The organism is Swingsia samuiensis (assembly GCF_006542355.1).
Lineage (GTDB): Bacteria > Pseudomonadota > Alphaproteobacteria > Acetobacterales > Acetobacteraceae > Gluconobacter > Gluconobacter samuiensis.
The window spans coordinates 1,847,276-1,867,305 of sequence record NZ_CP038141.1 but is presented as its reverse complement, the minus strand read 5'-3'; the positions used below and the strand labels follow the sequence as shown (position 1 = coordinate 1,867,305).

The 20,030-nt window shown below is 46.7% G+C and carries 19 protein-coding genes; 10 read left to right on the top strand and 9 right to left on the bottom strand.

Annotation, left to right across the window (positions count from 1 at the left end; translation table 11 throughout):
* Positions 1–12: 12 nt before the first annotated feature.
* Both aroC and fabI read right to left on the bottom strand, forming a co-directional pair.
* On the bottom strand, positions 13–1,089 hold the full coding sequence (gene aroC, locus E3D00_RS08870) for a chorismate synthase (RefSeq protein WP_141461824.1): 1,077 nt from the start codon (positions 1,087–1,089) through the stop codon (positions 13–15).
* 1 nt (position 1,090) lies between these two features.
* Positions 1,091–1,942, bottom strand: coding sequence for an enoyl-ACP reductase FabI (gene fabI / locus E3D00_RS08865; protein ID WP_141461822.1), 852 nt, complete (start codon positions 1,940–1,942; stop codon positions 1,091–1,093).
* 245 nt (positions 1,943–2,187) lie between these two features.
* Between fabI and pdxH the strand changes: the two genes are divergently transcribed.
* The 7 genes from pdxH to E3D00_RS08830 all read left to right on the top strand — a co-directional run bounded on the left by pdxH (position 2,188) and on the right by E3D00_RS08830 (position 8,871).
* Entirely contained in the window at positions 2,188–2,790 is a 603-nt protein-coding gene (pdxH, locus tag E3D00_RS08860; protein WP_141461820.1) for a pyridoxamine 5'-phosphate oxidase, read from the top strand.
* A gap of 40 nt (positions 2,791–2,830) precedes the next feature.
* Positions 2,831–3,721: a universal stress protein gene (locus E3D00_RS08855; RefSeq protein WP_141461818.1), complete on the top strand. Its 891-nt coding sequence runs from the start codon at positions 2,831–2,833 to the stop codon at positions 3,719–3,721.
* A gap of 76 nt (positions 3,722–3,797) precedes the next feature.
* Positions 3,798–4,517: a polysaccharide lyase family 7 protein gene (locus E3D00_RS08850; RefSeq protein ID WP_141461816.1), complete on the top strand. Its 720-nt coding sequence runs from the start codon at positions 3,798–3,800 to the stop codon at positions 4,515–4,517.
* 42 nt (positions 4,518–4,559) lie between these two features.
* Positions 4,560–6,437, top strand: a complete 1,878-nt coding sequence (locus E3D00_RS08845; protein ID WP_141461814.1) for a glycosyltransferase N-terminal domain-containing protein — start codon at positions 4,560–4,562, stop codon at positions 6,435–6,437.
* Entirely contained in the window at positions 6,434–7,417 is a 984-nt protein-coding gene (lpxK, locus tag E3D00_RS08840) for a tetraacyldisaccharide 4'-kinase (protein WP_141461812.1), read from the top strand. Before E3D00_RS08845 ends, lpxK begins: the two co-directional genes overlap by 4 nt.
* Positions 7,414–8,316: a lysophospholipid acyltransferase family protein gene (locus E3D00_RS08835; RefSeq protein WP_141461810.1), complete on the top strand. Its 903-nt coding sequence runs from the start codon at positions 7,414–7,416 to the stop codon at positions 8,314–8,316. The genes lpxK and E3D00_RS08835 overlap by 4 nt, the downstream gene beginning before the upstream one ends.
* Positions 8,317–8,493: 177 nt before the next feature.
* Entirely contained in the window at positions 8,494–8,871 is a 378-nt protein-coding gene (locus E3D00_RS08830; protein WP_141461807.1) for a hypothetical protein, read from the top strand.
* Between the two features lie 51 nt (positions 8,872–8,922).
* Here the strand turns inward: E3D00_RS08830 and E3D00_RS08825 are convergent, their stop codons facing one another.
* Positions 8,923–10,281 carry a penicillin-binding protein activator gene (locus E3D00_RS08825; RefSeq protein WP_141461806.1) on the bottom strand — a complete coding sequence of 453 codons (1,359 nt, stop codon included), beginning with the start codon at positions 10,279–10,281 and terminating at the stop codon, positions 8,923–8,925.
* 35 nt (positions 10,282–10,316) lie between these two features.
* On the opposite strand from E3D00_RS08825, the gene rsmI reads away from it, so the two are divergent.
* Complete coding sequence (rsmI, locus tag E3D00_RS08820; protein WP_181441959.1) at positions 10,317–11,264, top strand: 16S rRNA (cytidine(1402)-2'-O)-methyltransferase; 948 nt, start codon at positions 10,317–10,319, stop codon at positions 11,262–11,264.
* A gap of 10 nt (positions 11,265–11,274) precedes the next feature.
* Here the strand turns inward: rsmI and E3D00_RS08815 are convergent, their stop codons facing one another.
* The 3 genes from E3D00_RS08815 to E3D00_RS08805 form a co-directional block, all read right to left on the bottom strand.
* Positions 11,275–11,907, bottom strand: a complete 633-nt coding sequence (locus E3D00_RS08815) for a LolA family protein (RefSeq protein WP_141461804.1) — start codon at positions 11,905–11,907, stop codon at positions 11,275–11,277.
* Between the two features lie 41 nt (positions 11,908–11,948).
* Complete coding sequence (locus E3D00_RS08810) at positions 11,949–13,325, bottom strand: glutamate--cysteine ligase (RefSeq protein WP_141461802.1); 1,377 nt, start codon at positions 13,323–13,325, stop codon at positions 11,949–11,951.
* Between the two features lie 79 nt (positions 13,326–13,404).
* Complete coding sequence (locus E3D00_RS08805; protein WP_141461800.1) at positions 13,405–14,112, bottom strand: 16S rRNA (uracil(1498)-N(3))-methyltransferase; 708 nt, start codon at positions 14,110–14,112, stop codon at positions 13,405–13,407.
* 64 nt (positions 14,113–14,176) lie between these two features.
* Between E3D00_RS08805 and ubiA the strand changes: the two genes are divergently transcribed.
* Positions 14,177–15,088: a 4-hydroxybenzoate octaprenyltransferase gene (gene ubiA / locus E3D00_RS08800; RefSeq protein WP_141461798.1), complete on the top strand. Its 912-nt coding sequence runs from the start codon at positions 14,177–14,179 to the stop codon at positions 15,086–15,088.
* Positions 15,089–15,760 (top strand): class I SAM-dependent methyltransferase, encoded by a 672-nt coding sequence (locus E3D00_RS08795; RefSeq protein WP_141461796.1) that lies wholly within the window; start codon positions 15,089–15,091, stop codon positions 15,758–15,760. It abuts the gene before it with no gap.
* Here E3D00_RS08795 and E3D00_RS08790 read toward each other — a convergent pair.
* The 3 genes from E3D00_RS08790 to der form a co-directional block, all read right to left on the bottom strand.
* Complete coding sequence (locus E3D00_RS08790) at positions 15,731–17,116, bottom strand: MFS transporter (protein WP_141461794.1); 1,386 nt, start codon at positions 17,114–17,116, stop codon at positions 15,731–15,733. The two genes, E3D00_RS08795 and E3D00_RS08790, sit on opposite strands and share 30 nt — an antisense overlap.
* 7 nt (positions 17,117–17,123) lie before the next feature.
* Positions 17,124–18,536: a sugar porter family MFS transporter gene (locus tag E3D00_RS08785; protein WP_141461792.1), complete on the bottom strand. Its 1,413-nt coding sequence runs from the start codon at positions 18,534–18,536 to the stop codon at positions 17,124–17,126.
* A gap of 129 nt (positions 18,537–18,665) precedes the next feature.
* Positions 18,666–20,027, bottom strand: coding sequence for a ribosome biogenesis GTPase Der (gene der, locus E3D00_RS08780; protein WP_141461790.1), 1,362 nt, complete (start codon positions 20,025–20,027; stop codon positions 18,666–18,668).
* Between the last annotated feature and the right edge of the window lie 3 nt (positions 20,028–20,030).

The window sequence follows — 20,030 nt, the reverse complement described above, 5'->3', positions numbered from 1 at the left end:
GTCGGGTGGTGCTTACCACCCGCACTGTGCGTAATGCCTTAAAAGATGATCGGCCAGCACACAGGCGATCATCGCCTCTGCAACAGGCACAGCACGAATCCCGATGCAAGGGTCATGCCGTCCTTTTGTACGCACATCCACCGCGTCCCCCACACTATTTATGCTCGGGACAGGGATAAGAATAGAACTCGTTGGTTTAATTGCAAAACGTGCAACAATAGGCTGCCCCGTTGCGATACCCCCTAAAATACCACCTGCGTGATTCGATTCAAATTGTGGGCCGGGCTTAATAGGGTCTGCATTTTGCTCACCTCTTAGAGCAGCAACAGCAAAACCGTCTCCTATCTCAACACCTTTAACCCCATTAATCCCCATCAAGGCAGAAGCGATGTCACCATCCAATTTGCCATAAACCGGCGCACCTAAGCCGGCAGGCAAACCTTCAGCCACGACCTCTACCGTTGCCCCTATGGATGATCCATCTTTACGCACCGAATCAATGAGGGCCTCCCAAGGCTCAACACTTTGTGGATCTGGGCACCACAATGGATTGCGCTCAACTTCGTCCCAATCCCATCGGACAGGATCAATCATTTGACCGCCAACACTGGTAAGCGCCGCTCTAATTTTTACGTCAGCTCCCAACAGTGTTTTTAACATTACACGAGCAACCGCTCCCGCCGCCACCCGCATCGCCGTTTCACGTGCAGAAGACCGTCCTCCCCCACGATAATCACGAATGCCATATTTCAGATCATACGCAATATCAGCGTGCCCAGGACGATATTGCTGAGCAATTTCACCATAATCCTTGGAGCGCTGATCTGTATTTTCGATCATGAGAGAAATCGGTGTACCTGTTGTCTTCCCTTCGAACACACCAGATAAAATACGCACCTGATCCGCTTCTTTACGCTGCGTCGTAAACCGGGATTGGCCCGGTTTACGTCTATCAAGCCAAGGTTGAATATCAGCTTCAGAAAGTTCCAACCGTGGAGGACACCCATCCACCACACAGCCTATTGCCGGGCCGTGGCTTTCCCCCCACGTCGTAACACGAAATAGTTTTCCGAAGCTGTTATCTGACATATCAGTCCCCAGAGCTTACAACAGCAATATCCGGAGCATCCGGGTTTTTCATGCCAACAATGTTGTAACCACAGTCTACGTAATGAACTTCCCCCGTTACACCGCTGGATAGGTCTGACAGAAGATACAAGCCTGACCCACCAACATCTTTTAATGAGACGTTTCTTCTCATAGGAGAGTTAAGCTGGTTCCAGCGCAGGATATAACGGAAATCACCAATTCCATTGGCAGCCAAAGTCATAATTGGTCCGGCTGAAATACCATTCACCCGAATATCATCACGCCCCAAATCTGTCGCCATGTAACGGACAGAAGCCTCAAGAGCAGCTTTCGCAACACCCATGACATTATAATGAGGCATAACACGCTCTGCCCCAAGATATGTCATCGTCAACAAAGAACCACCGGGGTTCATCATCGCTGCAGCACGTTTACCAACGGCCGTGAATGAGAAGCAGGAAATATCCATGGCCTGCAAGAAAGCCTGCCGCGGTGTATCGACATACCGCCCACGCAGAAACTGCTTATCCGCCCAACCAATCGCATGGAGCACAAAATCTATTTTGCCCCATTTTTTTTCAATTTCATCAAATGTTGCATTTATGGCATCATCATCACTGACATCGCACGGCAAAACCAGATCAGAGCCCACGCCTTCAGCCAGCGGACGCACACGCTTACCAAGAGCCTCCCCTTGATATGTAAACGCTAATTCTGCCCCTTGTGCAGCACATGCGCTTGCGATAGCCCAAGCGATTGAATTCTTATTCGCTACGCCCATGATAACGCCGCGCTTACCCTTCATGAGCGTTCCTTGCTCGGGTGCGGGGATATGATCTTCAGTGTCTGACATGATAATTCCTAAAGCATTCTCACATTAATGTGCGACGTGGTTGCATAAGAATGGAAGACAAACAAGAGTTAGGATCCAATCTTACCTTTACTTTGCCGCTATTTTTAATCCAATTATCTTTCTCTGATTACCTAATTTATGAACGTCTTCACAATCAAAAGGTAGACCATTCCTAATATAAATATTTTTTCACAACACACTACAAGAATATATCTTCTCCAACCTCTTTCATAAATGGAGCAAAAATGTCTCTCCCCCCACTCCTTGATCTCACGGCAGATCCTTTTGTGTTATTCTCTCACTGGCTGGAGGAAGCCGCAAAAAGTGAACCCAACGACCCAAACGCTATGGCCGTTGCAACCGCTACGCCTGACGGAAGACCTTCCGTTCGTATGCTTCTTCTAAAGGGCTTTGATGAACGTGGCTTCGTTTTTTATACGAATTTAAATAGCCGCAAAGGCCAAGAACTCTTGGCCAACCCTTTTGCCGCTCTTTTATTCCATTGGAAATCTCTTAAGCGACAAGTTCGGATTGAAGGTGCCGTATCGCAAGTGAGCCCCGCCGAAGCGGATGAATATTTTGCCAGCCGTTCGCATACCTCTCGCTTGGGGGCAATTGCATCCAATCAATCACATCCACTGGATCACCGTGAAACCTTTGAAGGACGCCTCAAAGCTCTGGAACTGGAATATCAAGATAAACCCATCCCTCGGCCTCAAAACTGGCATGGTTTCCGTGTAAAGTCCGAAACAATCGAATTCTGGCAAGATCGCCCATTCCGGTTACATGATCGAGCGGTTTGGACCCTTACGGAAAAAAAGTGGACTGTTACCCGCCTTTACCCTTAATAATGTACTTATTAACCAGATCTTTCGGGAGTTACCGATTATGTTCAGTGAAATTAAAAATATTCTCCTTCCCGTAAGTCATTCTGATGATCTGAACACAGTTGCCTCTGTTGCTCTTAATTTTGCTCAGCGGTTCCACGCACATTTATCTACTGTGATTATTGAAGCAGACCCTTCAGAGATCGCAGCTTTTGCAAGCGAAAATGTTTCTGCAAATTTGGTCAGCGACATTATCGATTCCGCAGAGTCTGAAGCTCAGGAATGTATTTTAAAAATTCGTCAAAATTTCAATAAATTCATCACCACCCATAATGTTAAATACATTCCATCATCAGCCGTTGGCCGTGAACGTAATCAGGACGATGCTATTACCATTAGCCTCGAAGCGTTAGATAGTTCAGAAGAAAATGCATTAACCTGGCATTCTCGCCTTGCGGATATGACATTAGTTCCCAACCTGATTACATCGTCTAACCCGCGCTCTTCTGAAATCCTGCACGCTATCCTTTTTGATAGTGGCCGGCCATTACTCATTGCGCCACCACAAACGCCTCAGTCTATTGGAAATCGTGTTGCCATTGGATGGAATGGAACGGCAGAAGCCGCGCTGGCTTTACGGAGCATTCTACCTTGGGCAAAAACCGCTGAAGCCGTTCAGGTTTTTGTTAACGACGAGTATCAAAGAAGTGGCCCATCAGGCGAAAGCGTTATCCGTTATCTCCAGATGCATAACATTTCTGCTTCGCTGAAAACTTTTGGCAATGTCGATGGCAAAGTTGGTATTGGTTTATTACGTGCTGCAGAAGAATTCGGTGCTGACCTCTTAGGTATGGCGGCCTATTCCCAATCTCGACTACGCCAAATGTTTTTAGGTGGTGTTACACGTGATATACTTGAAAATATGAACATGACGGTCCTAATGAGCCGATAATTTTTTATGAAAATGGCTATTGATCGCACTCAATAGTCATTCTGATACCCTATAATAAGCCTGCGAGGTCAGTAATATGCTAACAAAATCCTTACGATCACTCATTACTGCTCTCGCCTTGGCTACTCCTTTTTCTGCCTACTCTCTGGACCGCCCCTCTTCGCCAGATATTAGCAACTTTACCCTTCAAGAACCCGCCCAAGGCCGCTTAAAGATACATCTTGTTCCATCAACTCAACTGGTGAATGGCTATCATAGCCCGTTTTATAATCAAAATGAGGCCTCGGGGAGCGTTGCTCTTAGAACCGATGGAATGGCAACTATTATTCGGGGGGAAACAGCACCAGAAACTGTTTTGCGTGAGAATAGTGCGTGGTATTTTCAGCAAACTCCTTCTTCCATTGATGTAGCACTTCATATTGATCAACTGCCTAAATACGGACATATGGTTATCGCGCGTCTTATGAGCGCGAACCATCCAACGGTAGAGATTGATACAGATGGCAATCGAATTACTGCCACTCTTAATAACGGCTTCAATCAAAGCCGTGTCACAATCGGTAGTGTTCTAGCGGATAAAAACATCCAAATTTCAATCCATACCCAACCGAGTGGCTTACTGAATATAACCGCCAACGGCACAAAAAATGTTTTCTCTTTACCTTCCGCAGCAACCACTCAAGCCCTCTGGTTTGAAGCTGTTGTTTCTCCCAAGGGACGATATGCAAAATCTCATACTGACGTTGCTCAAATGACAGTTTCGCAACTTCACATCACACACGACATTATACGTTAATTAAAAAGACACTTTTTCTTTTACCAAACATATTGGAGTTACATGATCTCACCTGCTCGCCTTATCCATCTTTGGCTCGGGTTGTGCCTACGCTCAACACGTTGGCACGTGAGGGGATCTCTCGCATCCAAGAATCTTTTAACACAAGCGCACCAAGGAACAGTTGTCGCATTTTGGCACCGCTCCTTAACTTTAAGCCCTGCTTTATGGTTTTGGGCTCGTCATATTGAGCCTGATCTTAAACTTAAAGTTCTTATCTCCCGCAATGCAGACGGCAAGCTTATCGCAGATGCTGTCAGACCATGGGATATTATTGGCATCCACGGGTCCACTGCACGAAAGGGAAAAAACAAAGGCGGCGTGGCTGTTTTAAAAACAGCTATAAAAGAACTCAAAAACGGTTCTCTCATTGCAATCACCCCTGATGGTCCACGAGGCCCTGCCGAACAAATTCAACCCGGTGCAATTGCCCTGTCACGCTTAACCCGTAGTGCTATCGTCCCTATGGGGCTTCATTGTTCTTCATGGCGGCTCCCCACTTGGGACCGCCTGCTTTTCCCTCTCCCTTTCGGACGAGGAACCATGGTGGCAGGGCCTCCTCTATATCAGCCAGACGAAGCCACATTAAAACAAGCATTAGACGATGTTTCTCGGCAAGCAGAGGAGGAGTTTACTCAACAGAAAGCTTCTTTGCTTAAAAGAATTCCTAATTTGTTGTGGGCCCTTTCTGGGCTACTCATTGCTCCTGCTTTAACAATATTAATCCGATTTCGTCTTAAAAAAGGACGCGAACTCCCCGGTCGTTTACATGAGCGTATGGGGATCGATCATGCTAAACGTCCTCAAGCTCCTTTATTGTGGGTGCACGCAGCAAGCGTTGGAGAAAGCATTTCGGCTCAACCATTAATCACGTCTCTATTAGAGCAGAATCCTAACCTCTACATCCTTTTTACAACAGCAACCGTCACGGGCGCTGAGATTATTCAAAAGCACCCCCTTTTCAAAAAACGTATTTTTCACCGCTTTATCCCTTATGATGTTCCACGCTGGCTCAACCGCTTTATGAGACGATGGAAGCCTAGTGGGACTGTTTTCATCGAAAGTGAGATTTGGCCGGGAATTATTACTGCTTGTTCCACACGCAATATTCCCATCATGGTGATCAACGGGCGATTATCTGACCGTTCCAGCAGAAGATGGGAGCGCGCAAACTTTCTTGCACGAAATATTTTCACAAAATTCACATGGGTTGCAGCCCGTGGCCCAGAAGATGCCGCACGTTTTCGAAAGCTCGGCACCCGTCAGGTTTATGAATTTGGAGATCTAAAGCAAGACGCCCCTCCTTTGCCTTATGATCAGGAGGAGTTTCATCGCCTCAAAGAACTCATTGGTGTGCGCCCAATATTTGTCGCTGCATCCACTCATCCTGGTGAAGAAGAAATTATTTTAGATGCCGCGAAAATAGCGCGTCAGACCAAGCCTAACCTTCTTACTATTCTCATTCCACGCCATCCTATTCGCGGTGCTGAACTTGCGAAAAAATTCAACCTTCCGCAGCGTTCTCAGAAAGCCACCCCCGATAACCATACCTCTGTGTTGCTGGCCGATACTCTCGGAGAACTTGGTCTTTTTTATCGACTAGCAGATGCCTGCTTTATTGGAAATTCGCTAACAGGCAAAGGCGGAGGACATAACCCTTTTGAACCTCTCCGTCTGGGCACCCCTACCGCAACGGGACCGTTAATGGATAACTGGCGAGAGAGCCTTATTCTCCTCAAAGATCAGATTCATGTTATTTCTAATGTAACAGACCTTGCTAATTGGATGATCCAGACGCATTCTAAACATTCTATGAGCAAATTATCTGACTCTGTCGTCCCCAAGCTGAGTTCACGTATTATGGAGACAATAAAGGGATGAGGCTTCACGCTCCTCATTTTTGGTTTCGTCCAAATGTTGGGCCTATTTCTCTTTTACTTCGACCTATCTCTCTTCTCGTTACAGCCATTACACGCAAAAGACTTCGCCGAAACGGTTACCACTCTCTCGTCCCCGTTTTATGCTGCGGAAACATCACTGTAGGTGGTTCAGGGAAAACCCCTCTTACCATCGACCTGACAGAACGCCTTCAAAAACGAGGTTATCACCCTCAAATTCTTAGTCGTGGCTACAAACGACGTTCACATGCAAATATGCGTGTTGATCTACAGACCTCAACCGCACAAATGGTTGGTGATGAACCACTACTCCTCGCACGCACAGCGCCCACATGGGTAGGAGCGAACCGGGCCCAAACAGCACAATTAGCGATTAAAGATAAGGCTGATTGTTTAGTAATGGATGATGGGCTCCAAAATCCAAGCCTTTTCAAAAACTTATCTATTCTTGTTCTTGATGGAGCAACTGGCTTAGGTAACAGACAAGTCCTACCGGCTGGCCCCCTACGTGAACCAATTGACGATATTCTAAAGCGAATTAAAGCCGCCGTTATTTTAGGCGACGATATTCATAATCTGAAAAGTCTTTTTCCTCAGTCTATTTTTGTCGCACAAGCAAAGCTCATCCCTGGGCCTGAAATTCGGCATCTTTTAGGACAACGCATTATCGCTTTTGCTGGCATTGGGCATCCGGAAAAATTCTTTAATATGCTAAAAGACGCAGGGGTTCCCCCTATCCGCTCTCTCTCTTTTCCGGACCATCATACGTACTCTAAAACTGACATTCAACGCCTTGAAAACCTCAGCAACGAATCAGGAACCACACTCGTGACGACAGCTAAGGATGCTGTCAAACTCCCTTCCTCTCTTCAGGACAAGATCTCTGTTGTGAATGTTGAACTCCTTTGGCAGGAGCCAACTGCTCCTGATCATATTCTAGATTTATTATTTGAAAATTCATGACTTCTTTCTTGTATAAAATTGAAGGCTTTATTGCCAAAAGCCTTATCCGTGGGATACGCGCTTTACCTCCCGCATATGCCTCTAATCTTGGTGGTTATATCTCTCGTTTTATAGGGCCTTTGCTTCCCGTATCTCACATTGCAAACCGCAACTTACAATTAGCTTTTCCACACCTGTCTAAACAAAAAAGACACAAAATTATTAAAGAATGTTGGGAAAACCTCGGCAGAACAGTTACAGAATTTCCACATATTGGTTACCTGAAAAAAAACACGACATCTGGCCCAGGCTGGCGAGTTGAAGGCGAGGAGCACCTTATTGCTGCTCACGCCACTGGCCGGCCTGTCATATTTTTTTCAGGACATATTGGAAATTGGGAGCTCATGCCACCTGTTGTCGCTCGATATGGGATGCCTTTTGCTTCTTTTTATCGCGCTGCCAGCAATCCAATTATTGATTCCCTCATTAAGGACCTCCGCACACAAGCTATGCAACAAGATGTCCCTATGTTTGCCAAAGGAGCAAAAGGAGCGCGGCTTGCTCTTAAACATATCTCTCAAGGCAATCATTTAGGTATCTTGGGAGATCAAAAAATGAACGATGGGATACAAGCTAAGCTGTTTAATCTCCCCACCATGACAGCTTCTGCCGCAGCCGTGTTCGCTCTGCGCCATAATACCATTATCATCACCGGGCACGTCCGTAGAGAAGGCCCTGCCCGATTAGTTCTGGTGGTGGACCCACCTTTGGAGCCAACCATCTCGTCAAACCGTCAACAAGATGTCTTGGCCCTTACCCAACAATTTAATGATCGTCTCCAACAATGGATTGAAGAAAACCCGGGATCATGGCTATGGCTTCATCGGAGATGGGACAAATCGCTTTATAAGAGAAATTAGCATTTCCCCAAGCCATGCATAAAATGCATGGCAGATTTGTCACACTGTATAGCCTTTATTCAAAAATAAGCCTTATTCACAGAATTAAGAGTTGTGTATCTTCTGTTTTAGACCTTAGCCTATCCTTATCGTAATCACCGGGTCACCACCTGACCCCGCTTTGATGAGGACTTCCTGATGGCGCAGGCAACTCTCCCTCACGATGTCTCCCGTACTCATGCTGCAGGTTTAAATATTATTCCTCTGCGGCAAAGCGTCCTTCCCCGACACCGCGAATATTTATCGCGTTGGTTAGAAGCTGGTACCCGAATGGGCCTTTTTGATGCTGAAATCGTAGAAACTGACAAAAGCGTCGATCACTCAAAAGCAATCGACTATGTGCTCGTCTGGGTTAGGGAAAATCCAGACCCTGCGTATTTGCTACGCCCTCAAGGTATGCGCTGGATTCTGGTTGACCAACTTCGCGATAACGAACTGGGAAGTTACGCTAGCTTTGAGCATGCTTTACATACTATTCGTCCGGTTCTTCCTATTTCCAATACGTACGCAGCCTAAAATATTTAAAGGCACGCATTTACCTTAAATGCATGCCTTTAAAATGAGGATCTAGCTTGGATGAGAGCCAATCTCACGTGATGCAGGCACAATGATATGTGCTCCACCTCCACGTTGAATCTGAAAAACAGCCAATCCACGCGTTACATGACCGTCCGCTCTGAGGCGGAACAATCCATCCACTCCCATATACCCATCTGAGCGTGTCAAAGCAGATTGAGTTGGCGCTCCTTGCGCCATCACGACACCTGCTAAAGCTGCCGAATCATAAGCAAAGTCCGTCACAGGAGAAGGTGACTGATGATACACCGCCTTATACTGAGCAACATATCCGTTACGAGACTGCGAATCGGGTGCCGTATACCATGCCCCGTGAAGCGCTCCCAACTTCCCATCAAAAGCTTTCCACAAAGCAGGCCCCATAATTTGCACCTGAGTGGAATTAATATGATCGGCCTGCAACGCTTTAATCACTTTACCTAACTGTAACCCTGTATCAGCCAGCACAAGTGCATCAAACGGTGGTGGTGCGGTTTTTGTGGTCGCTTTTGGTGGAGATACCGCGTTCGTCCCACTCGTTGAAGGGGTACCAGCAGGCGGAATCGAAGCTGTGGCATCCTTCCCTATATTGCTAGATATTTCAGCAGTTGGATCAATTGCCGACGGTCCAGTTGAAGGCGCGGATGAACTTGCGTCAGGCACAGCCGGTGTAGAAGGTGTTGTCTGTTGACGATCCGCAATAGCAGATAATGTTTTCAAGCCATCATCAATATCTTTTCCATCTGTAGCATGAAAAGCAATTTGCGGCTCTTTTAAACCTGCATCACTACAGGCGCGCTGCAAACCCTCTGCCATTGCATGCCCAAGAGGATTATCTGGCAAGAATGCAGCAAAGCTCGTCTTTCCAATGGCCTTCGCTGCATCAACCATACGCCGTACTTGCTGCTCTGGGGTTAGTCCCATCACCCAAACACCCGGCCGAGCTAAAGTCGTATCACTCGTAAATGCCAATTCAGGCGTGCCTGCGTTTATGGCCAGCGGTGCTACAACAGAAGTATCCGTTGCGGTTAACGGACCAAGCAAAATCGCATCGCCACGCGAAATGGCATCCTCTGCGGCCTTTGCGGCCCCTCCTGCTGCGTTACTATCATGAACATCCAATGCCGGAGAGCCCTGTTTTGCCAAAGCCAATTTGGCAGCATCTCTCATTCGCATTCCGATAGGGGCATAACGTCCTGTTAGTGGAATAATCAATCCCACATCATGCGCGCCAGGCAAAGATGCTTGTCCTACTTGTCCGTTCCCCACATCTGGCGAAGCAGAGCCCCCTCCAAAAGAAGAACATGCAGCCAATGTAAAAATAGCCCCGGTAGCAAATCCAGCGCTAACACCCTTGCGTATATGCCTCATTGAGAGCACATGTCCTTTTATGTGTGTTGCCGAGGATGCAAATGTCCGAAAAATCATATTCCCCTGAAACTCCCTTTATCGATATGGCTGACACTGAAACAACAGCGTCTCCTTCGAACTCTTGCTCAAGAAATGGCGGAGAACTGATATTAGTTGCAACACCAATCGGCAACCTCTCCGACATAAGCGAACGCGCTATTAACACTTTGAATTCTGTTGAAGCTATTCTCTGTGAAGATACCCGCGTGACAGCAAAACTTCTTCTTTCACGCAATATAACAACACCAACAAGAACACTCCACGACCACAACGAACAAGACAGAACTCCGTTCCTTGTCGAAAAACTCCTTAATGGTGCTCGTTTCGCTGTCGTTTCTGATGCAGGGACACCTCTTGTCTCAGATCCGGGTTATCGCCTTGTGCGCGCCGCTATTGCCGCAGGCATTACAATAACAGCTATTCCCGGAGCAAATGCAGTTATAACTGCACTTACTCTTTCTGGCCTACCACCTCAACCTTTCACATTTTTAGGGTTTCCGCCTCCACGCAGCGATGCACGCAAAAATGGCTTTCTTACTTTGCGCGCTGTAGAACAAGCCGGCCTCAGCTCAACACTCATCTGGTATGAAGCCCCGCACCGTCTTATTGATACACTTACCGATATGATCGACGTTTTTGGTTCTGACCGTGAAGCTGCTGTAGGGCGAGAATTAACCAAGAAATTCGAAGAAATGATCCGCGGTCGCCTTGCAGACGTCTTAGCTCACTTCCAATCCACCGCGCCTCGAGGGGAAATTACCCTCCTTCTTGGCCCAGCAGATGAGACTGACAGCAGCGCTCAAGACCTTGATACACACCTCATCGAAGCGTTAAGGACCCATTCCGTCAAAGATGCAGCCACTTTAGTATCAGGAATTATAAAACTCCCAAAACGCACTGTATATGCTCGCGCTCTTGAACTCTCCAAAGAGCTCAAGAGCTAAATTTCTACTCTTAATTCTCTGCTTTTGGCAGCTTAAACAAAGATTGTGAAAGAGTGCCGCCTGTATGAATATCAGACAGAGCAATACGGGTCATACGCCCTTGTGCATCGACAACAGTCCATCCCTGAAAAGCAAGCGGGGTTTCTGAAAACTGTAACGTTAACGTCCCTTCTCCTGGGGAGGACGTCTTTTGAAGCTGAAGATGAATCTGGCCATTTTGATGAATAAAGCCAGACACCGTTACATCTCCAGATAATTTCAGATCAGGCCTTAGAAGCAAGCCCAAAGGCGTCTGATTCAGCGGCATTGCTGTCACTTGATCAATGCTTTTATCTTGAAAAACGACCTTGCCATCATTAGCGACAAGCAACAAAGGACTAGGCTTATCATAAGCAAACCGCATCCGGCCGGGGCGGTCTAAGAAAGCTATTCCTGTCGTTACTTTTCCATCTGGTGCTGTCTGCTGAAAACGGGCCTGTAATGTTACAATTTCACCCAACTGATCTTGAATGCGTGCAATCCACCCTTGGTCGGTCGGACGTAGTTGTGCAGGAACAGCTTGCGCCCAAGAAACCGAAGGCAAAGCCGCTCCAGTTAACAAAACACACGCCAAAGCAGCTTTCATCACATTTTTCTTTATCATTTTCTTGCCATTCCCTTCAGACAAACAAAATATCTTCGCGCTTAAATTGAAGCTTCCTTGAAAAGGGGTTTTACATTCCCTCCCCACGCACCCTCATATAGAGCGCGCCAATATTCCGCCTGATTAGGGCCTCCATCTGCTATCAGATGAATCGGATCCAAAAATGAGGCTTCATTCCGGACCCGAGCCCGCAATCCTTGCTCTGCCAAGGCCACAACCCGTTTTGCCAGTGCTTTTAATCCTCCCGGAAAATCAGCATGCATTCCTTTTTGAGGAACATCTGAGCGCAACTGCTGATAAACCTCCCACGGCTGTTCTTTTACCAGCTTCTCTACTTCCACCAGCGTTGCTGGATCATAAAGCAGACCGACCCAGAACGCAGATTGACCAACCATCATCTCTGGCCGTCCTGCATCTGCGCCACGCATTTCCAAAAACTGCTTTAAACGAACATCCGGAAAAGCCGTGGTTATATGATCTTCAAAATCTCCAATAGTTGGGATTAGACCATCCAGAGCACTTTGAGATTCACCATTGAGCCATTTGCGGAACGAGCACCCGCTGGCATCAATGTATTTACCATCACGTGATACAAAATACATGGGAACATCCAAAACCCAATCCACGTATTTTTCAAAACTAAAATCTTCTTGGAAAAAGAGAAAAGGCTGCCCTGCTCTTTCATTATCCGTGTCCAGCCAAATACGGGCTCGGTTGGATTGATAGCCATTTGTTTTTCCTTCAACAAACGGCGAGTTAGCAAAAATGGCTGTCGCTAATGGCTGTAAAGCCAAAGAAACGCGCATTTTTCGCGCCATGTCTGCTTCATCACTGAAATCAAGATTAACTTGTACAGTGCAAGTCCGGGTCATCATATCAAGGCCAAGAGTACCCACCTTTGGCATATATTTTCGCATAATACCGTAACGGCTTTTCGGCATCCATGGCATAGCATCACGTGGCCACAAAGGCTGAAAACCGAACGGTAAAAAACCTAGCCCAAGCTTAGAGGAGGCGCTTTTGACTAAATCAAAATGCTCCTCCATCTCTTTTTGAGTATCATGCAACGATACCAAAGGGGCACCCGACAGCTCCAACTGGCCAGCAGGCTCTAGCGAAAACGAGCGTCCTTTTTGTGCATTCCGTCCAGCAAGGCCAATGAGTGCATCTCCATCATATACACCCGCCCAATCATCCCCTTCTATATCCTTCAGAATTGCTCCAATCCCTTGTGGAGCATATGGCGGAGGTGACAGAGGCTCCCGCCCATCTGCCTGCCCGGGAAGAACAAAGCCAAACTTTTCATGCTCTGTTCCGATCTTCCATTCGGATTTAGGTTTGCACCCTCTTTCCAGAACTTCAACCAATTGTGCCCGGTTTTCAATCGGTGAGCTGTTAGATGTACCAGGATTGGACATAATGGTTGAGCCTCAGCTTAAAATCGTTGTTCGATCATGATTAAACTTATAACAGTTCTCATCATACTGTCACATTTGTTCACAAATTGACACTTAATCGTGACAGGCCAGAGCAAACGGCTGTTTCTGCCTTAAGCACCAGAGAACCTAAAGAAAGAGATCTTACCGCAGGATGCTGTTCTAACATAATTGCTTCCTGATCGGAAAACCCGCCTTCAGGCCCAATCAGAAGAGCTGATGCTTTCACTCCCGTTTTTTCTCCCGTACGGCGCTCCAATGCGGCATACAAAACCTTTTCTTCAGGCCATTCGTAAAGAACTTCCTTTAACGGAACCAAAGGAAAAATCTCAGGGACATCCAACCGTTCACACTGCTCTGCAGCTTCTGTCGCAATTAAAGACAAACGCTCCAAATTTAAACGATGAGTATTTGTCCTCTCTGTCACCACAGGTCGAAAAGAAGTAACCCCAAGCTCTGTCCCCATCCGAATAACGAGTTCAGTTGCATCACGCTTTAATGGCGCAAAAAGAAGCTCAACCCCTTGCGTCGCCTGAGGCTGCCTTACAAGAGATTGCAAAACAATCTGCCCTTGCTGTTTACGCAAAGCATCTATCGTAGCGCTCCACTCCCCATCGCGAGCGTTGAAAACTCGGAGCGTATCTCCAATATTCTGCCTCATAACATTCCCAAGATAATGGGCTTGCCCAGGCATGAGAGACAAACTTACCCCTTCACTAAATACAGTTTCAGAAGGTGCAAGATAAAGACGTGGATCTGATCGACTCATTCTTTTCCGATATCCTGCTTAGGGCATTGACGAAAGCCCTTTCAACAAGCATCACACTTTATTAATGAATAAAAATATTCTCCATACCGATATTCATCTTAAAGGCCTAATTGGGCAGCTGCCTGAACCATGGCGTTCTTACGCCCTTCTTGCGCGCCTTGACCGCCCTGTAGGAACATGGCTTTTGCTTCTTCCGGGCGTATGGGGATTGTTTTTAGCACCAAATGCAAGCTTAACAACACGCTTAATCGATACGGCTCTCTTTGCCTTTGGTTCACTCGTCATGCGATCCGCTGGATGTGTCGTCAACGATATATGGGACCGTGATATTGATGCAAAAGTAAGCCGCACTGCCGGACGGCCTTTAGCCAGCGGAGCGCTTTCCCTTAAACAGGCCCTACAGCTTCTTGCTTTTCTCCTCACATGCGGGCTCTGTGTTCTCCTCTGCTTACCCAAAATCTGTTGGGCTCTTGCTCCATTAGCTCTCCTTCTGGTCGCTCTTTACCCCGCAGCTAAGCGTGTCACATGGTGGCCACAACTTGTTATGGGGTTTACTTTTGGCTTTGGCGCTCCAATGGGATATGCGGCGGCGGCTCAAAAGATCGATCTTAATGGATGTCTGCTCTACCTTGCTGTCATTATCTGGCAGCTCGGCTTTGATACCATTTATGGCTTTCAGGATATGGAAGATGATGCCCGTATTGGAGTACGCTCAACATCCCGCCTGATGGAGAAAAAAGCCAGACCGTTTATCATGGTCTGCTACGTTCTCATGATTACACTCCTCGCCATAACAGCCATTCATGCCAAACTACATCTTTTCTTTTGGCCTTTCTTTATTACGGCTTCTGCTCTTTTATTATCTCAAGCCTCTAAGGTTAATCCTTATGATGCGCCTAAAAGCCTCTCACAGTTTCGACAGAACGTGCCTATTGGCTTTTTAATAGCCTGTGCATTCATATTGGGGCGCCTTTAAATGAAAAACGCCCTTCACAACCCTTTCGATTTTATCAAACAAAATACCATCATTGAAACACCAAGCCTCGTTCCTGAAATTCCATTATATCTTGCCACAGAAATCACACCCATCTGGCAAGCCAGTGAAAGTTTTCTAGAACAAACCGGCATTGAACCTCCCTTTTGGGCTTTTGCTTGGCCGGGTAGCCAACTAATTGCCCGTTTTATGCTGGATAATCCCCATTATGTTCAAAATAAACGGATATGGGATATTGCTTGTGGGTGTGGGTTAGCAGGAATTGCCGCAGCAAAGTCTAACGCAAGCTACGTCCTAGCGAATGATATTGACCCAATGGCAATTACAGCATCACAAATCAATGCTGACCTTAACCAGATCCAACTGGAAACGACTATAAACAATCTCATCGGGACTAAGCCTGACTGTGATTTATTAGTCATAGGGGATGTATGCTATAATAAGGAAATGGCCGATACGATCATTCCATGGCTTTTGGAATGCAGCCAATATTGTGATGTATGGTTATGTGACCCTGGGAGACATTATGCTCCCAAACTCGAATTAAAAATTCTTGCTCAAGATCATGTTCCCACAACCCTAGAACTTGAAAGTCAGTTATCTCGCAAAACGACCTTGTTCAGTTTAAGCAATAAAACGACGCCCCAAACTTAGTATCGACCCTAATAAAGCAACAACCATTGCACATCCCAAGCAGACAAAAGCAGGATGCGCAAACATTGTGAATAATCCCGCGACCAATAAAGCCCCAGTCGTCTGACCTCCTAAGCGGGCGACAGACAACATACCACTGGCACTCCCTTCCCGCCCGGGAGGAGCAGATACCATGATCGCTCTATTATTAGGCGGTTGAAACAAGCCGAACCCCCAGCCTGCAACTAATGAACGTAGCGCAATGGACGTATTACTGGCATCCAGTGGAAGCTGCCATAACAAGAAAAAGCCAATGGCTGTTAAAAAAAGGCCCATTGATGATAAAATCGATGCGGGGAAACGATCAGCAACCTTCCCTACTACAAAAGACATAGAGGCAGTCCCCACTGCCCATGGAGAAATAAGAAGCCCAACGGTGGCGTCATCCCGATGAAAAGCAAAAGCCAATGTAAAAGGCATGGCAACAATATAGAGGTTAGAAGCCACAAAGCCTAAGAAACCAACCATACATGCCAGCAGAAACGGCTTACGCTTTAAAAGATCAATAGGAACAATCGGCTCCCTTTTGGTCTTTTGATAATGTAATAAGAAGCCCCAACACAAAGCGCCAATCGCCACCAGAAGGCCGCCGAATAAAAATTCAGCATGCATCACACTATCTAGGCCTACGCCGACAAGAGCAAACGCTGCAACAGTTACGCCTGACCCAATCCAATCAATCGCCTCTGAACTGCGTGGGGTTTTAGGCAATGCCACATGCGCCATAACAAACGCAGCTAAAGCAAGTGGCAAATTAATCCAGAAAATCCAAGGCCAACGAGCAACGGAAAGCACCATAGACCCAATAACCGGGCCTAACGCAACACCCACACCGACAAAAAGCCCGTTTAAAGCAATCCCTTTACCCAACTCTGAATGAGGATAAATAAAACGCACAAGCGCAATATTAACACTCATAATACACGCCCCGCCTACGCCCTGAAGCGCACGAGCCAAAATTAACTCCATAAGGTTTTGAGAAAGCGCACAAGCAATCGATGCAATAAAAAACAAAATAATGCCAAGCTGGCTCATGCGAGCAAAGCCAACTCGTGCCCCAAACGCTGCTAAAGGCAACAAACACGACAAACTTGCCATTTGATAGGCATTTACAACCCAAATAGCGCGTGAGGAAGGTTCATGAAAATCAAGGGCAATAGCCGGCAACGCCACATTTGCAATAGCGTAATCTAAAATAGATAAAAGCAGTGCCAGAAGAACTGCTGAAACTGCTTTTATCCGCCGAGCTCCATAAAGCCCAGCGTGACGTTTCGAATCATAGGCTGCGTCTGACAGATCAGCCGGCATTGTTTTCATAACTTTTCTAACGCCCCAGATCTCTGAGACGTTTTCCTGCAAAAAGATTAGTTTCCAGCGTTTCCAAAGAGACGCCTTTGGTTTCTGGAACGAACATTAGTGTAACAAGAGCAAACAAACCATTAAAAGCTGCGAACAACATAAATGTTTTAGCCGCTCCATAATGCCCCATTACGAGTGGGAATGTATTCGATATAGCCCAGTTAGCAACCCAATTTGTTACCGTGGAACAACCAATTCCAAAGTCTCTGCCTCTTGTCGGTTGAACTTCAGAGCATAAAGTCCAAACTAAAGGCCCTTCACCAATAGCAAAACCCGCAACAAACAGCAGAACAAAGCCACATAAAGCAAGCTGAGCACTAAAAGTCTGCGCTCCTAGCGCCAAGAGTACCCCCACACCCAAAAGTGATGTGCCTGCAATCACACAACTCAAAATCAGTAACGGACGTCTTCCCCATTTATCGACACACATAATTGCCACCCCGGTAAGCGTCATATTTACCAGACCAACAAGTGTTGTCGCCCAAATAGCTGCATTCGTTCCAAAATGCGCCGCTTGGAAAACACGTGGAGCGTAATATAAAAGAGCATTAATCCCAGTGAGCTGCTGCATCACTTGAAGCAGAATGCCTAAGAAAACTGTTCTACGAAAATTTGGATTACTCTTAAAAAGTCTCCACCCAGCATCACTGCTCTTTTGTAAACGAGCTTGAATATCAGCTAACTCAGCTTCGGCCACTTCTTCATCAGAACGAAGACTTTTTAAAACACGTCTCGCATGATCTTTCTTCCCTCTCATCATCAACCAACGTGGGCTATGAGGTAAGATCAAAACAATTCCAAGAAAGATAATAGCCGGAACTGCCATAATCCCAAGCATCCAGCGCCAATGACCACCGGATGCCAATAAACTATCCGAGATAAAAGCAAGAAAAATACCCAGCGAAACCATGAGCTGATAAAACGAAATCATGGCGCCGCGTGCAGATTCTACGGTAATCTCGGAGATATACAAAGGCGCAGCAAAGGCCGCAATTCCTACGGCAAACCCCAAGAAAATACGTCCTATAATTAAAATAGAAGGCAAAGTTGCACACGCACAAAACAATGTTCCAGCGAGGAACAATATCGCGGCAAACAACATGGCGCCTGTGCGCCCAAAACGAGCAGAAACACGACCGGCAATTAATGAGCCAAATGCCGCTCCTGCCATCATGGATGAAACAATCCACCCCTGTAATGCATCACTGGCATGAAAATCTGTAGCGATAAAGGGAAGCGCACCAGCAACCACCCCTGTATCCAAACCAAACATCAACCCAGCTAATGCAGCAAGAATTCCAAGTATTGTCGCCCTAGTTGTACTAGGTTGCAGATCCTCAGAAGAGCTATCACTACGAACTGTAGCAATCCCTACCATGACTTTTTTTGCCTTTTGTTAATTAAATTCTATCAATCTTCTTAAGAGTTTCTATAAAGAAAACTTTTCACAAGACAATAGAAACGCACGCAGCAAAGGAGCTAAAGTTATTTCAGCTCCTTAAATATCTTATTTATCTGCATAAGGATTTTTAGTTCCGCGCATTTGCAAACGAATGGGAACGCCTGGCAAATGAAAAGTTTCCCTTAACCCGTTTATTAAATAACGCTTATACGCATCTGGCAAAAGTTCTGCACGCGTACCGAATAAGACAAAGGTTGGAGGCCGAGACTTTACCTGCGTCATGTACCGCAACTTCAACCGACGCCCGTCAACCAAGGGAGGTTGGTGCTTTTCTAACGCCTCTTCAAACCAGCGATTAAGCTCACCAGTTGTAACACGTGCGTTCCAAACTTCGTAAACTTTCCTTACCGCAGGCAAAAGCTTATTTACCCCTGCACCTGTGAGCGCCGAAAAAGTAACGACAGGAATACCACGCATTTGCGCAAGAGATATTTCCAACCGATCAGCAATAGCCTGACGTGTTGCGGAGCGGTTCTCCACTGCATCCCACTTATTTAACGCAATAACACACGCGCGGCCTTCTCTTTCAATCAAGCGTGCAAGCTGCAAATCCTGCTCGTGAACACCTAGCGTTGCATCGATCGTTAAGACAACAACTTCTGCCATTTTTAAGGCTTCAATCGAAGCCGATACAGACATCCGCTCCAAAGCCTCGTCTACTCTGGCTCGCTTTCTAATTCCTGCGGTATCCACAAGACGAATCTCACCATGCTCGTCATGCAGATCAACTGCAATGGCATCACGTGTAAGACCTGCCTCTGGGCCTGTAATCATCCTCTCTTCGCCAATCAAGGTATTTAAGAGAGTCGATTTACCCGCATTCGGGCGGCCGATAATTGCCAAGCGCAAAGGCCCCGCAGGGCGCTCTTCATCCTCGTCACGACTTTTGGCACGGGGCGCTTGAGGAAGACGATCGACAATCTCTCCCATCAAATCACCGATGCCTTCACCATGCTCAGCAGATAGAGCAAGAGGTGTCCCCAACCCTAAAGAAAAAGCTTCTAAGGCGGCATCTGTTCCGGCTTTACCCTCGGCTTTGTTGGCAAGCAACAAAACAGGACGACCCTGTCGGCGCAACCAATTTGCAAAATGAGCATCGGCCGGCGTTATGCCAGCTCGCGCATCAACACAAAACAAAACAAGATCTGCAATCTCAACCGCTGTTTCTGATGATGAACGCATCCGACCAAATAGCGTATCAGGAGCAGCCTCTTCCAAACCCGCTGTATCAATAACGCGTACACGGCGACCACGCATAAGAGCTTCCCCCTCTTTGCGGTCACGCGTAACACCCGGCATATCAGAGACGATCGCCTGCCGGCGACCAATCAAACGATTAAAAAGTGTCGATTTCCCAACATTCGGTCGACCGGCGATAACAACAACCGGTAAATTTTCAGCATCCATTCT

Bases quoted from the DNA above. Each gene is read 5' to 3' on its own strand.
- aroC (WP_141461824.1), bottom strand. From the start codon at position 1,089: ATGTCAGATAACAGCTTCGGAAAACTATTTCGTGTTACGACGTGGGGG.
- fabI (WP_141461822.1), bottom strand. From the start codon at position 1,942: ATGTCAGACACTGAAGATCATATCCCCGCACCCGAGCAAGGAACGCTC.
- pdxH (WP_141461820.1), top strand. From the start codon at position 2,188: ATGTCTCTCCCCCCACTCCTTGATCTCACGGCAGATCCTTTTGTGTTA.
- E3D00_RS08855 (WP_141461818.1), top strand. From the start codon at position 2,831: ATGTTCAGTGAAATTAAAAATATTCTCCTTCCCGTAAGTCATTCTGAT.
- E3D00_RS08850 (WP_141461816.1), top strand. From the start codon at position 3,798: ATGCTAACAAAATCCTTACGATCACTCATTACTGCTCTCGCCTTGGCT.
- E3D00_RS08845 (WP_141461814.1), top strand. From the start codon at position 4,560: ATGATCTCACCTGCTCGCCTTATCCATCTTTGGCTCGGGTTGTGCCTA.
- lpxK (WP_141461812.1), top strand. From the start codon at position 6,434: ATGAGGCTTCACGCTCCTCATTTTTGGTTTCGTCCAAATGTTGGGCCT.
- E3D00_RS08835 (WP_141461810.1), top strand. From the start codon at position 7,414: ATGACTTCTTTCTTGTATAAAATTGAAGGCTTTATTGCCAAAAGCCTT.
- E3D00_RS08830 (WP_141461807.1), top strand. From the start codon at position 8,494: ATGGCGCAGGCAACTCTCCCTCACGATGTCTCCCGTACTCATGCTGCA.
- E3D00_RS08825 (WP_141461806.1), bottom strand. From the start codon at position 10,281: ATGAGGCATATACGCAAGGGTGTTAGCGCTGGATTTGCTACCGGGGCT.
- rsmI (WP_181441959.1), top strand. From the start codon at position 10,317: ATGCAAATGTCCGAAAAATCATATTCCCCTGAAACTCCCTTTATCGAT.
- E3D00_RS08815 (WP_141461804.1), bottom strand. From the start codon at position 11,907: ATGATAAAGAAAAATGTGATGAAAGCTGCTTTGGCGTGTGTTTTGTTA.
- E3D00_RS08810 (WP_141461802.1), bottom strand. From the start codon at position 13,325: ATGTCCAATCCTGGTACATCTAACAGCTCACCGATTGAAAACCGGGCA.
- E3D00_RS08805 (WP_141461800.1), bottom strand. From the start codon at position 14,112: ATGAGTCGATCAGATCCACGTCTTTATCTTGCACCTTCTGAAACTGTA.
- ubiA (WP_141461798.1), top strand. From the start codon at position 14,177: ATGAATAAAAATATTCTCCATACCGATATTCATCTTAAAGGCCTAATT.
- E3D00_RS08795 (WP_141461796.1), top strand. From the start codon at position 15,089: ATGAAAAACGCCCTTCACAACCCTTTCGATTTTATCAAACAAAATACC.
- E3D00_RS08790 (WP_141461794.1), bottom strand. From the start codon at position 17,116: ATGAAAACAATGCCGGCTGATCTGTCAGACGCAGCCTATGATTCGAAA.
- E3D00_RS08785 (WP_141461792.1), bottom strand. From the start codon at position 18,536: ATGGTAGGGATTGCTACAGTTCGTAGTGATAGCTCTTCTGAGGATCTG.
- der (WP_141461790.1), bottom strand. From the start codon at position 20,027: ATGGATGCTGAAAATTTACCGGTTGTTGTTATCGCCGGTCGACCGAAT.